This is a genomic window from Pseudoalteromonas rhizosphaerae, assembly GCF_902498845.1.
Taxonomy (GTDB): domain Bacteria; phylum Pseudomonadota; class Gammaproteobacteria; order Enterobacterales; family Alteromonadaceae; genus Pseudoalteromonas; species Pseudoalteromonas rhizosphaerae.
This window is the reverse complement of the sequence record NZ_CABVLM010000007.1, coordinates 74,371-87,466: the sequence shown is the minus strand read 5'-3', so window position 1 is coordinate 87,466 and position 13,096 is coordinate 74,371. Positions and strand designations below refer to the sequence as shown.

The 13,096-nt window shown below is 38.1% G+C and carries 12 protein-coding genes; all 12 read left to right on the top strand.

Features of this window, described 5'->3' with window-relative positions; genetic code table 11:
* Window positions 1–36: 36 nt before the first annotated feature.
* The 12 genes from PSR9079_RS12315 (at window position 37) to PSR9079_RS12260 (ending at window position 13,066) form a co-directional block, all read left to right on the top strand.
* Window positions 37–327: a PAAR domain-containing protein gene (locus PSR9079_RS12315; protein ID WP_149981861.1), complete on the top strand. Its 291-nt coding sequence runs from the start codon at window positions 37–39 to the stop codon at window positions 325–327.
* 41 nt (window positions 328–368) lie between these two features.
* Entirely contained in the window at window positions 369–1,358 is a 990-nt protein-coding gene (locus PSR9079_RS12310; RefSeq protein ID WP_246175556.1) for a hypothetical protein, read from the top strand.
* Complete coding sequence (locus PSR9079_RS12305) at window positions 1,355–2,215, top strand: hypothetical protein (RefSeq protein ID WP_149981859.1); 861 nt, start codon at window positions 1,355–1,357, stop codon at window positions 2,213–2,215. Before PSR9079_RS12310 ends, PSR9079_RS12305 begins: the two co-directional genes overlap by 4 nt.
* Window positions 2,205–7,631, top strand: a complete 5,427-nt coding sequence (locus PSR9079_RS12300) for an RHS repeat-associated core domain-containing protein (protein ID WP_281290916.1) — start codon at window positions 2,205–2,207, stop codon at window positions 7,629–7,631. Before PSR9079_RS12305 ends, PSR9079_RS12300 begins: the two co-directional genes overlap by 11 nt.
* Before the next feature lie 10 nt (window positions 7,632–7,641).
* On the top strand, window positions 7,642–8,505 hold the full coding sequence (locus PSR9079_RS12295; protein ID WP_149981858.1) for an immunity 49 family protein: 864 nt from the start codon (window positions 7,642–7,644) through the stop codon (window positions 8,503–8,505).
* A 133-nt stretch (window positions 8,506–8,638) separates the two neighbouring features.
* Window positions 8,639–9,481, top strand: a complete 843-nt coding sequence (locus PSR9079_RS12290) for an immunity 49 family protein (protein ID WP_149981857.1) — start codon at window positions 8,639–8,641, stop codon at window positions 9,479–9,481.
* A 22-nt stretch (window positions 9,482–9,503) separates the two neighbouring features.
* Complete coding sequence (locus PSR9079_RS12285; RefSeq protein WP_149981856.1) at window positions 9,504–10,073, top strand: hypothetical protein; 570 nt, start codon at window positions 9,504–9,506, stop codon at window positions 10,071–10,073.
* A 28-nt stretch (window positions 10,074–10,101) separates the two neighbouring features.
* Window positions 10,102–10,401 carry a hypothetical protein gene (locus PSR9079_RS12280; protein ID WP_149981855.1) on the top strand — a complete coding sequence of 100 codons (300 nt, stop codon included), beginning with the start codon at window positions 10,102–10,104 and terminating at the stop codon, window positions 10,399–10,401.
* 3 nt (window positions 10,402–10,404) lie between these two features.
* Complete coding sequence (locus tag PSR9079_RS12275; protein ID WP_246175555.1) at window positions 10,405–10,617, top strand: hypothetical protein; 213 nt, start codon at window positions 10,405–10,407, stop codon at window positions 10,615–10,617.
* A gap of 87 nt (window positions 10,618–10,704) precedes the next feature.
* Complete coding sequence (locus PSR9079_RS12270; protein WP_149981854.1) at window positions 10,705–11,574, top strand: hypothetical protein; 870 nt, start codon at window positions 10,705–10,707, stop codon at window positions 11,572–11,574.
* Between the two features lie 116 nt (window positions 11,575–11,690).
* The gene (locus PSR9079_RS12265) at window positions 11,691–12,296 is read left to right on the top strand and encodes a hypothetical protein (protein WP_149981853.1); all 606 of its coding nucleotides are present in this window, start codon (window positions 11,691–11,693) and stop codon (window positions 12,294–12,296) included.
* 317 nt (window positions 12,297–12,613) lie between these two features.
* A complete protein-coding gene (locus PSR9079_RS12260; RefSeq protein ID WP_149981852.1) occupies window positions 12,614–13,066 on the top strand; it encodes a hypothetical protein in 453 nt (150 codons plus the stop codon).
* Window positions 13,067–13,096: the final 30 nt, after the last annotated feature.

Here is a 13,096-nt window from a genome sequence, read left to right as displayed (position 1 = left end):
GCTGTTGCATAAGTATTAATAAGACAAGGAGTCATAATGGGTAAGCCCGCCGCTACAATTGGTCACATGCACATTTGTCCTAAAACCACGGGTACCGTTCCTCATGTTGGAGGCCCTGTGGTTGCTGGCTCTGGTAACGTCTTAATTGGTGGTATGCCAGCTGCGCGTAAAGGCGATATGTTGGTATGTATTGGCCCTCCGGATAGTATTAAATCAGGATCAGGAAGCGTTAAAATCAATGGCAAGCCAGCAGCTCGGATGGGCGATGATAGTTCACATGGTGGAAAAATTGTTATTGGTAATCCTACTGTATTGATCGGTGGCTGATTTTGTTATCTATCTATTTAAGTGATCATCAAGCGCAGCTTATGAAAATTAGCAATGCACAGCGCTGCCCGTTTACTTCTGTAGGTTATGTTAAAACACAACAAAAGCGGCTATTAGAGTCATGTTGGCTAACAGCTAAAAAAAAGCAAGTTGTGCAACGATTTACTCAGCCAAATTTAGAGCAATTAGTTTCGTTATTGAATGACAATATAAGCCCAGATGTGATCTCACAAGCATGTATCGAGGTCATGGCTAATTTACCGCAAAATATTAACCTAGCTTTTATTAATAATTTGCTTAAAGAGCCTAGCTTACTCAGTGTTGCAAAGCTAGTTGTACGTAAGGTGTTATTACAGCAGCATAGCTCTAATTTAATCGCATTAATTGATTTACAAACCTTATATTTTGCTTTTTCGATAAGTAAAAATCCAGTAGTTCAAGCTCTTGTTGAAAGTGAGTTGACGGTCTTTGTAGATAGTCAAGCGGATTTAAAAGACATAGTCACTGGTTTTAATTTTTTGTGCCAAAGTGAGCTTGTTAACTCCCCGTTAATGTCACTTTTTTTATTGTCTTTATCTTGGGAGCAGGTGAATGCGATTGGCAACCATGCGAGTCGTAATTTGGCTACAGAAGGTGTACTGCAAGTATTGTTACAAAGTGGCTTTGTTAAATTGCTGCCACTTGTTAATGCATCACTCAATAAAATAGAAAACCCGAGTAGTTTAATTACCCTAATGAGAAGAATGTTAGGTGACAAGCTTGATCTGCTCGTTGATTTTGAAACGCAAATAAGAGCGTGTCAGGGGGATCAACAAGCATGTGCTGATTTTAAACAGCAGTTGCAGCTCAACTGGCCAAAATATGAGGAACAGTTTGCGTCTTTGCGTTTAATTGCGGGTAATGCCATGACTGCCAAGCTCAATGCAATCGAAATATCAGCAATGGATTGTTATAGCCAAGCTGTGTTTAATTTACATCGTTACTATCAGCATTTAGCTGCTAAAAAGTTAACTGCAGGTGTACCGGTATGAAAGCTTTTAGCATAGCGATTGAGTCGTTATCGAGTTTGTCTACACACGATATTGATGAGTTGATCTACGGTGAAGCTACGCCGGTTACTGAGCATCCCGGTTGGCAATCTTGGGATGCGTGTTTGTATGATTGCATAATAAAATCTAAAGAATTATTTGCAAAGGTTGAAGACTCACAAGCGCCATTAGTTTGGTTATTACCAGCGCTTGCTTATCAAGATGAGCTTAAGCAACTTTTAACAAATAGTTTAAAGCAGCTCTATCCTGCACATGTAAGCCATACATTATTTTATGGTGCAGCTGGTGCAAGTACATTAATAGCATTAGCGCAAAAAAATGCTTGGCATAAAGTAAACGTAATAGCATTAGATGCAACGTTTAAAGCAAACAAGCAAGGAGAGTTCAGCTATCAAGGCGTGGCTGGAATACTGGCTGTGGTTACAGCTAAAAAAGCAGGATGGGTGCAAACAAGCCATTATCTAGCGCCTTCAATTGATTTTATTAAACACGATCAATTATCTGGCATGTTTGTTAAAACAGCACAAACTGCACAGCAAGCAATCGAGGTTATTTTTGCCCCAGGAAATGGCATCGAACCTGAAAGTGATGTGTGGTTAAACAATTTACAATTACTTAATCAAGTAATAAATGAACATACACATTATGAATTACCTAATTATAAATTAGGTAAAATGGGTGCCTTAGAAGGAATTGTCAATTTATATCAGTTGACCTCAAGCCCCGCTATTGTTGAGCACTACACGCATGCGTTAGTGATTTCACAAGAACAAGCAAAATATCAAGCTACGGCATCATACTTATGGATAAGTGAGGAAGTACACAACAATGCAAAGTAATACAGTTGTTTTACAAGGAGCAAGTTACCCTATTTGTTTTGTTGCAGGTAAAGGCTCTGCTTTGCCTGGTTACTTTAGTGTTGCTGCTAACACCCAAGATAGTGCAAAAGCGCAAATTGCACAAATTGGCGGTACATTAACTACTGATGTAGCAAAGCGTCTTGATCTTATAAACCTATTAAATAGTGCGGGTGTAAACTGCCCACGTAGCGCATCCGCACGTGAAACAGCAAGCATGCTAAGTAATGCGTTGATTGCAGGTAGTGTGAGTTGTTTTCACCAAAAAGCCAAAACCGCAATTCAGGTCAGTGATAATACCAATAGTAGTGCTGCTAAAAAGCCTGCCAAAAAAGGAACCACTAAAGCCTCAGGTAAAAGTGCCTCTCAAGCGCCGGCTAAAAATAGTGGCGGTGCAAGTAATAATACCCCAAGTGAAGAACCTATCACCAAGCAAGAATGCCGTTCTGATCCGGTTTCTATGCTTTCGGGTGAAGAAATACTCCCACTGATTGATTTCACCTTAGCAGGCAGTAAACAATTGATTTGGCGACGCCTATACCGTTCATCGCATGCGGATGTATGTAGTGTAATGGGTAATGGTTGGCGACATGACTTTATGGTGCAGTTAACTGAGCACTATTTACCACCGCCAAAAGTAGGTCCAAAACAAAAAGGTACTTACTGGTTAGAATACCAAGATGAACACGGGGCTAAGCACCGCTTTGAAAAGGTAAAGCCTGGGCAATCAAGTTATCAATTAAGCAGCAATCTTGCGTTGCATTACCAAACCAACGGTAAGCACGTGTTGGTCACACCTGATGATCAGCATTTAACCTTTAAAGCAGGTGAAAACGCTTGGTTGCTTGAAAAAATAATTAACGAAAAAGGTCAAAGCATTCAGTTTTACTATGATGCAAAAGAGCGCCTTAACCGTATTGAAGTAAACAAAGCGCGTGGTTGTATACTTAGTTATAACCAGCAAGGCTTATTAAGTAAAATAGCGCCTTACTTCACAAATAAAGACAACAAACAGCAATTGCTATCACCACTATTAGCAAGCTATGAATATGATGAAAACAACAACCTTGTACAAGCCACTAATCAACAAAACGAGACTGAACGCTACGCCTATAACGCCGCTAACTTATTAACTAAGCGTACCCGCGCCAGTGGTTTTAGCCATCATTTTGAATGGGACAGTTATTCACCAAGTGCTAAATGTATAAAACAATGGGGCGATAACAACACCTATACGTATCAGTTTGAATATAACCCTGAGATAGGTGAAACAACCTGTATAGATTCGCGTGGCCATAAAGAGCACTTTGTCCATAACGCACAAGGTAAGTTAGTTAAGCACATCGATCCTAATGGTAATGTGTGGCAATACGGCTATAACGCACAAGGTCAAAAAGTTACTGAAATAAAACCAGATAGCAGTGAAATAAAATACAGCTATACGGCTTATGGCCAATTAGAGTCAATCACTCAGCCAGATGGCAGTGTCACCAAATTTGCTTACAACCAATTAGGGCAACGTGTATTAACCACCTTGCCTGATGGTCAAACAATAACACGTAAATACAGTGTTGCGGGTTTACTGCAAAGTGAAACCTTTGGCGACGGTCGCACAGCACTTTACAGCTATGACAAATTTGGCCATCTAACCCAGCACATTAATAGAAATGGTCAAGTCACTAAATTTGTTTGGAATGAGCAAGGAGAGCTACTTGCTAAACACCACAATGATGAACTTGTTCGCTACAGCTATGATAACTTGGGCCGTGTAAATGCGACGATAAACAACGCAGGGCTATTGACTCAATATAAATACAACGAGCATGGCCAGCTTGCGCAAACCATTGCCTTTGACGAAAAAGACCCTGAGAACAAACAGCATCAACATTTTAGTTACGATGATGCAGGGCGGTTAATTAGCTCGCAAAACAGTAAGGGTGATACCACCGAGCAACACTTTGAAGGGCTAAGCCAACCACATTGTGTTATTCAGCCCGACGGCAGCGCACTGCACTTAACCTACGATAAAGAGCGCAACCTAACCGCCATTGAGCGCAGCGACGGCCATGTATACCGCATAAGTTATGACGCTAATGAAAACCCAACGCAAGTAACTGGATTTGACGGTACGCTACAGCAGTATAAATACGATGCCTGTAATCGGTTAACCTCGGTTACACAAAGTGATAAACGTCATGTAAAAATAGAGCGCGATAAATTAGGCCGCGTGATTGCGCAGCATGCAAGTTTGGCAACCGATACGCACATCGTTAATAACGCCAATTACTACAGCTATAATCTGCAAGGTAAAATTACCCGTGCGCATAATGCACAATCAACCTTAAAGCAGCAGTATGATAAAGGCGGGCGGTTACTGCGTGCTGAGCAAGTACATAATCAGCAACAAGCGCATACCTTAAAATACAGTTACGACGACTACGGCAGAAGGCAATCACTGACCTTACCAGATTCAAGTACGCTTAAATACAGCTACAATAAATTTGGCCAGCTAAGTAGCATTCATTTACAACAAGCCAATAGCAAAGAGGTTGAGCTTGCAAAGCCGCTCGTAACATTAACCTACGACAGCCAAGGTAATATCCAAACTCAACAATTTGGTAATGATGTAACTCTTACTCAACAGTCTGATGTATTTAACCGCTTAACACAGCAGCAGTTAACCCATCCTTCGCAAGCACTATTTGATACCTGTACGTACAATTACGACAGCGTAAACCAGTTGATTGCGCGTAAAGAGCAAGGTGTTAGTAGTCATAACATTAATTTTGAGTACAACAGCCTTGGTCAGTTAATTCAACAAAATCTAGCCAGTGATGAGAACACAAAAACTACTCAATACCAGTGGGATAGCTTTGGTAATCCAGTTAGACAGTCAACAGTTATAAATGATGAATTAACAGAGCAACAAACGACTCAGCTAAATGATGATAGCGATGCTAGTGACGCCAGCAATAAGGTTGAAAGCACCCAGTCAGCTAACACACCTAATGCAATTCATAGTGAATATAACGATTCAAATGCAGCAACCGCAGCCAGTGATTTAAGCGAAGACGATGGAATTATTCGAGGCACCACAGACGCCGACCGTTTAACTCATTTTGGCGACAGTGACTTTCATTATGATGAATTTGGTAACCAAATACGCGAAACCGGTAAAGGCATAAAAACCCGCCGCGAATACAACGCATTTAATCAGCTAAGTTGCTTTAATAACAACGGTACGCTTACTCAATACGACTACGACCCACTCGGGCGTCGTATCGCCAAGCACACCGAGCAGGGTAAAATTGACTACATTTGGGATAACGACCAGTTAATCGGCGAATACCAACACGGAGAATATACCTGGTATATCAACCTGCTAAATCAATTCCACCCAGTGTCACTTATTAAACAAGGTGAGGTGTATTACTACCACCTAGACCAACTGAATACTCCACGCTTTGTAACTAATAATAAAGCAGAAGTGGTATGGGAAAACCAAGCCGATGTTTATGGTTATGAAGAGCCAAAGGTAAGCACTACAAATAGTTTGACTCAGCCAATCCGTTTTCAAGGGCAATACCTTGATGAAGAGAGTGGCTTACACTACAACCGCTACCGCTACTACAGCCCCAAACAACAGCGTTTTATAAACCAAGATCCGATTGGTTTAGTGGGTGGTATAAATCACTATCAATATGCGCCCAATCCGGTTAACTGGGTGGATCCATTTGGGTTAATGTGTGAAGAGGGTGAAAAGAGCTTAAAAGAAGCGCTTGAAATAAGTGTTGCTTCAGGAACTATTAGTAGTGAATTATCTGATAAATTATTGCAATCCGCTTACGATGGAAATTTAACGCCAAAAGATATTAAAGAACATCTAGGGTCATTAACAACCCCTTCAACACCAATTAGATGGATACCTCCTAGTGTTTTAGATAATAAGTTAGGGGCGGGTGGTTATAAAGAGGCCTTAGCTATAGATGATGATGAAGTTTTACTCATTCCAAAGCGTAATTCGACAAGTATGAATCCGGCGACGATAGAGGATATCAAACAAGAAGCTAAAGATTTAGAGACTATAAAAGCACTTGGTCTGCCAGTAATTACCATTCCAGAGTTGGGTACAACTATTTCTAGCGATGGGGAGATAATACAAGGTGGTATTCAAGAGCGAATGTTATTCAATGGCCGAGACATTGAAAAAAATATTAAGAATGGAACTAATTCGCAAGGGCTAACGACAGAGAGTATTAAGACTGTTTTATCTCAAAAATCTTTAGATGAATTAGCCAGAATATATGAAATTTTCGAAGAGAAAAGTATATTCATCAAAGATCTACAATTTATGTATGGTGCAGATGGCTTACCAAAAATTGCTGACCCGCAAGAGGTCATAGTCGGAGCTGCTCATGACATTGTAGATGAATCTTTGAATGATATAGCCAAAGAGTATCAATTAATTAGTAAAGCATCTGAGCCAAAACCAATTCAAAAAGCTAAACCAAATAGTGAGCAAGATGCATTATTACTAGTAAGCCAGCTCAAGTCTCCCGATAAAGATAATTACAATGTTTACACTAATCACAAAGGTAATGTAATTGTTTCGCGAAAAGATAAAAAACAATCAGCGAAGTTACGCTATGAAAACGGCGCATTAGTAGAAGCCAGTGATAAAATTGATATTTTTCATGATGTAGATGAAAAGCTTACTTTAGACCATGAGAAATTAACTCCTGCAGATAAAGAGAAATTAAAAGAGTGTGCTGATAAGCGTGATGAGGCTGTAAAAGCTCGAGACGAGGCGCTGGATATGGAAGAAGGATCAGAGCGAGAGCAAGCACTTAAAAATGCACGAAGCGACATGCGTGATGCAAGTGAGAAACTAGGGGAAGCAGCGGCCAAAGCGTATATAATGCATGAATATCCTAATGCAATTCCCTTAGAATCAAACCTCCCAGGTGATGGTAAACAAGGGCAGTTTGACCAAGTTTATTTAATTGATGGAAAACCTCCAGAGGTTATTATTGTAGAGGCTAAGGGGGGCGCATCTGATTGGGGCAGCCGTATGGCAGATAAAAAAAGAGCTCAACAGGGAAGTTCAGAGTATATGGAATCTGTTATTGAAAATTACACAAAAAAACTAGAAGACCTCCAAAACCCTGAAAAGAACCCTGCCTATGGTCAAGTCGGGAAAGAGAAGTTAACTAAGCAAATAAAAGATTGTAAAAAGAACTTGACAGCGATTCAAAGAGCGCAAAAATATTCTAGAGTACATGCTAAGTTAAGTCCGCCTAAAGCTCCTGTAATTAAGTATTTTGGGATTAAGCAAAAAGCCAATGACAGTGGAATGAAGAAAAGTATTGAAGTTACAAAGTTTAAAGTAAAAGTTTAAAGGACAAAAAATGATAAAAAGTCACTATAGTTATGGCCAAGTTTCTTATGATGATATGGTTGAGGAGTATATTGAAGATGAAGAGGATAGCCTCTTTCTTATAAAAGCAGGCGGCGGTATGTCTTTTTATGAAGAGTTTAAGCGAAACCTCATTAGGGCTTTTCCTTTAGAGGCGGTAGAGAATCCAAATAGCAAAAACGCATGGCTTTATTTAACACGCGGACAACAAATGGCTTTAGCAGCATTTCAGAGTAACGCAAGTGTAGGTAAACCATTTATAGTCGCTTACGATAATGACTTTATAGAGGTTATAGGTGAGGCTGATGATTATTCAACTAAAGTTGAAGTCTGGCTGCCTGCTTTATACAGCGCTATTATATTACGTAATAAAAAAGCAATTGATTTTTTAATAACGATTGATAATAGCGTTTTTGCAGAGGCTAGTTTAGGTGAGCAAAATCGGCCATTTGACTATGCATTTGTAGATTTACTTAAAGCGGTATTTACGCCAGGTGCAAATTTAACTTCAGCAATCGAAAAAGCATTAGTTGCCAGTAACCCCGATGATTACGAAGACTTTGCTTATTTATACGCTAGCCGTTTAGATTGGCCCCTAGTAGATATTATTATGGCTATTTTTAGTGATGAGGGTGAGCATGTTTATAATGAAAAAATGAAAAAATCATTACAACTTCATAAAGAATACTTTGATACAGGGAAAGACAGTAGACGTGCCGATCGACGGGGCGCTATTTCAATTCCTCTTACAGCTATGGCGGTACTTGCTAAAGATGTAAAAGGGTATGATTTAACCGTAGAAAATGGCTATATCCCACAGTGGATTATTGATGGTAAACCTGCTGAATATAAATAAAGCCGTTAGATTATATGAAGTGCAGTTATGACTTTTATAAGTAATTAACTACTAATATTGATTACTTATACAGTATTTTTATTATTTTAAAAAACGCTAAATTTACATTTTATAGCATTACGAAGGCATAAAAATGATTGAGAGTCACTTTACTTATGAACACCCAGACCATATAGACATGCTTGCAGAAAACGACAGCCACGAAGACCATTGGCCAGATATTCAACGAAACCCATTTACAGAAGTACCAAAGTTATTCAAACGAAATTGTGAAGACTTACTGCCTATAGCAGCGCTAATTGAGCCGAATGAAAACAGGACGTGGGGCTGTTTATTACGGGCGCAATCTTTAGGCATGGGTATATTTGAAAGTAATGAACGCTCTGGCAATGCCTTTCCATTTCGAATTATAGATGACCACGTAATGGTTGTGGGTCGGCGCGACTATGTTAATACGAATTATCAAACTTGGCTTACAACTTTTTATTTGAGTATTTTGGCACGTAGCTTTGAGTGGGAAGGAATCGAATATTTAAAATCTATCGATATCTCTATTTTAGAAAATGCAGAGTCGGGAGCATCTTTAACTCCCTTTAATTTTGCCCTAATGGAGTTATTAAAAACAGTATTTACGTCAGGTTCGGATTTAGCGGGGGCATTAGAAAAAGCATTAGTAGCTAGTAACCCTAATGATTACCCTAATAATGAGGATTATTTATATGCAAGCCGTATAGAGTGGCCAATTCCTTCGATACTGATGGCTATATTTAGTGAAGATGGCGAGCAAGAGTACAATGAGGAAATGCAAAAAGCATTATTACTCCATAAAGAATACTACAGTTCATATGCAAGAGAGGGGGATAGAAGAGGCGCTATTTCAATTCCACTCACAGCAATGGCTGTACTAGCAAAAAAGCTATATGGTTATCAGCTCACTATTGGAAATAATTATATTCCGTCTTGGTTGATTAAATAACATACTTAAAATTAGGTTTATAATGAGTGATTTTTTAAATGGGTTAACCCTTGAAAAAGACATAGTAAATTCCCTAAAAAATAATAAGGTGATAAATTTAACAAGACCTTATTTGGAGTTTGGGATCCGAAAGTATAAAGAAAAGAACAATATTCAGGATAAAGATATATTCACATATGTTGGGAGTTGTTTATATATTCATTTAGAGAATGGCGACATTATTGGGTTTGAAACTAACAATGTTAAAGATTCAATACTTGTCTGGTTTGCTTATAAGGATGGTATTCAGCAAGGCTCAAATGAAGACATGGAAAAAATACCCTATGATCATTCTAAATATGGAAATCGTGAGCGTTGGACTGGACTGATTAACGAGCATATTCACAGTATCAAAGTGTTTACGCGTAAAACTCCCGAAGGTATAAAAAGTTTTGTAGATAGCAATGAGAAGGCAATTTTACTTGAATCAACTAACTGTAGTTTGTTACTACCTTATGGTGGGAGTTTTGAATACCGTACAGTAATGCCAATTTTGAAACTTGAGGAAGCACCTGATGGTTATTTTGATGGTATGCAAGTTATTGAACTTTGAACAAGTCGCCTAATAGCTAATTTTTATCATGATGTATATAAATACGACACACTTAACACTTCAAGAGGTTGCTTCATTTACGCTAAAAAACAACCCCAGCAAGCAATTTAAAGAAAGGTGGGGCGACGGGTATGTTAGCCGCGCAATGTCATTGTGGCGTGGAGTTCAGGAATGTTATTCAAAAAGTGAAGAATGTAACTTCACTGCACAAGAGCTTTTATTTGCAATGAGCTATGAATATGCAATTGCTCCTTACAGCTCTGAGAATAATGACGCTATTGAATTTTATAGATGGTGTTTTGAAAATTTAAATAAAAAACAAGGATAGATAATGAATAAAATAAACACGGATGTAAATTACAGAACAATGGCCGGTAATGCGCGTTTAGTTATGTTAGGCGAATCGAGGCATAGTGCTGCTGGCTATAAATATGAGGCTATAAAAGCGATTAGGCAGTTAAAGGCTGCGGGTTTTACACATTTTGCTATAGAAATGCTGCCTAGCTCGATGCAGGAAAAAATTGAACTGTATCACCTAAAATAATCAAGACACCCACTTTAAATAGTGAGAGTTAATTTATTGATAGTGCGTTGTAATTAAAAATATAACTTTAAAGAAAAGGATTCTTCAATGTCAGCAATCAGAATAACTCAATCTGTTGGATTGGGCGGCGCTAACAGTTTAGACGATGTAAAAACCGTACAAACGGCGTTGAATAAATTACTAAAACTTATCCCGCCTACACAAGCTTTAATTGTGGATGGTCGGTTAAACCCTCGCCCTGAAAACTCTAAAACCGTAGCCGCTATAAAGTTATTTCAAAGCAAAGTATTAACTATGGTGCGCCCAGAGGGGAAAATAGCTCCAAATGGCCGTACGCATAAAAAAATCAATGAAAAGTTAGCTGGTGCCGCAGTGGTTGCCGTTGTACCACTATCTGGCAATTTAAAAACGAAACTAAAACAAAATATGATGAAATATGAAGGTAATGTTCCTCATATGTATTTAGATACAAAAGGGTATGTAACCGTTGGTGTTGGTCATTTATTAAAAGATGTTGAAGCTGCAAAAAAAGTTCCTTTTATCATTCGTGATACGGGAGCCATTGCATCGATAAAACAAATTGAAGATGAATTTAAACTAATTAAATCAAAACCTTTTGGGAGTCAAGCCGCTGTTTTTTATAAGCCTTTCACTAAATTGGTAACTACAGAGGCTGTAAGGGAAGCACAAGTTGAACAGCATATCAGAATATTTGAAAGTGAACTTAAACGTATATATGGTGTTTCAGAATTTGCAAGTTACCCTAACGATGTAAAATTAGCGCTATTTGATATGATTTTTAATTTAGGTATGCCTGAACTTAAAGACGAGTTTCCAAATTTTAATAAACATATGAAAGTTCGTGATTTCAAACAAGCAGCCATTGAATCAAATAGAAAAGATGTACCAACTGAACGTAATACTTATGTGCGTAACCTATTCAAGAGTGCAAAATGATAAAAAAAACTATTTTACTTATATGTATTAGTATCTCTAGCACTGCATGTGCAGAAATAGAAAAGAATAAAATAGCTCCAACATATAGTTTAGAGAATAAAACTAACGGATATTTTATGGAACCGGAGGTCTTAGAAACGCCGGAGCAAGTTAATGCTTTATATAGTAAAAGCTGGTTTTATTCCTATGAAGTTGTTATAGACAGTAAGCCAGCTATTAACGTTGATAGTTGTAAAGTTTTATCTAAAGCATTGCAAGAGGGCTATAAATCATCAGATTATAAAGAGCAGGTCGCGTTACTAGCTACTAATAAAATATGTACTACGTGGGTTGCTATGGGGAAGTTAATGCCTTCAAAAGAAAGCTTTTTAGACTCATTTAAACACGATGCAGCATTGGCAAACAAAATGCCGCCTGAGTTGTCTTTAATTATTTCAAATGATGACGAGCGCCGCTTAGTAAAAGCGAGTAGCTGGGAAGAAATGAGCCATATCCAAAAAGTGGAACTTGTAAATGATGACCAAGCTATTTATTACGACAACAGTGGTGGTATTCAAAGGTTAACGATAATGGCCAAGGGTGATTATAACCAAGATGGTATTGAGGATATGGTTCTACATATGGCAAATGCAGTTGAACGCGGAAGTTATTCATCTTCGTATAGCTATATCGTGACACGGTTAACCGCCGATGCGCCATATACGCTAATTAAGCAGTTCTAATTACTTGAATCGAATCCCCCCATTTACTTAGAATTAATGGGGGTAGGTCTTGCATATTGATAATATGAACCCGCTGGCCTATAAGTTTTAATAAAATTAATGTGTTACTAATAATTACCTAAGCCGTCTTTTGATCTGAACATGATTTACTCACATAAAACATTGTTTTACTACTAAATACAGCCCAAGTAGTTCTTGCGAGCTTGTTCGCAAAAGCAAGTGCCGACTTACAGCTGTGTAATCTTTCTTTTAATTTTTGGAGCCAGTAATCGTAGAAATAGTGAGTGGAATATTTATATAAAAGGGCTCTATAAAGGATGGTAAATAAAATTAAAGCAATTTTTTTCTTGTCTATGCTAGTAACTGTTTCGTCATGTTTAGCTATAGATAACCCAGATACACCTGACTATGTAAATAGCTTCTTAGCAGAAGCTAAAGTGTATGAAGAAAAAATATCTCAATGTGATTGTGATTATGTTGAACTAAGGGATCGATATGATGATTTCAATATATTTTTAGAAGAAAAGCTATCACATGCAAAACGTTTAGTCGGACACTTTGTTAAGGGAGAAGCAAAGGAAAAGTTTCTTTCCTCTCAAGCTGCTTGGGAGGTATTTTCTCAAAAAGAGAAAGAGTTTGTAATGGCTAATTGGACTAAAGAGAGCTTCGGTACTTCTTATTTATTATCTCGTTTAAATTACACTACAAGTATAGATAAGCAGCGGGTAATTACTCTTTATTATTATGCGAAGAATTATCCTGCTCTTTAAGAATAGTCTGCGGAAAATGAATGAATCCAT

Bases quoted from the DNA above. Each gene is read 5' to 3' on its own strand.
- PSR9079_RS12265 (WP_149981853.1), top strand. From the start codon at position 11,691: ATGGAACCGGAGGTCTTAGAAACGCCGGAGCAAGTTAATGCTTTATAT.
- PSR9079_RS12315 (WP_149981861.1), top strand. From the start codon at position 37: ATGGGTAAGCCCGCCGCTACAATTGGTCACATGCACATTTGTCCTAAA.
- PSR9079_RS12290 (WP_149981857.1), top strand. From the start codon at position 8,639: ATGATTGAGAGTCACTTTACTTATGAACACCCAGACCATATAGACATG.
- PSR9079_RS12285 (WP_149981856.1), top strand. From the start codon at position 9,504: ATGAGTGATTTTTTAAATGGGTTAACCCTTGAAAAAGACATAGTAAAT.
- PSR9079_RS12295 (WP_149981858.1), top strand. From the start codon at position 7,642: ATGATAAAAAGTCACTATAGTTATGGCCAAGTTTCTTATGATGATATG.
- PSR9079_RS12270 (WP_149981854.1), top strand. From the start codon at position 10,705: ATGTCAGCAATCAGAATAACTCAATCTGTTGGATTGGGCGGCGCTAAC.
- PSR9079_RS12300 (WP_281290916.1), top strand. From the start codon at position 2,205: ATGCAAAGTAATACAGTTGTTTTACAAGGAGCAAGTTACCCTATTTGT.
- PSR9079_RS12305 (WP_149981859.1), top strand. From the start codon at position 1,355: ATGAAAGCTTTTAGCATAGCGATTGAGTCGTTATCGAGTTTGTCTACA.
- PSR9079_RS12310 (WP_246175556.1), top strand. From the start codon at position 369: ATGAAAATTAGCAATGCACAGCGCTGCCCGTTTACTTCTGTAGGTTAT.
- PSR9079_RS12275 (WP_246175555.1), top strand. From the start codon at position 10,405: ATGAATAAAATAAACACGGATGTAAATTACAGAACAATGGCCGGTAAT.
- PSR9079_RS12280 (WP_149981855.1), top strand. From the start codon at position 10,102: ATGATGTATATAAATACGACACACTTAACACTTCAAGAGGTTGCTTCA.
- PSR9079_RS12260 (WP_149981852.1), top strand. From the start codon at position 12,614: ATGGTAAATAAAATTAAAGCAATTTTTTTCTTGTCTATGCTAGTAACT.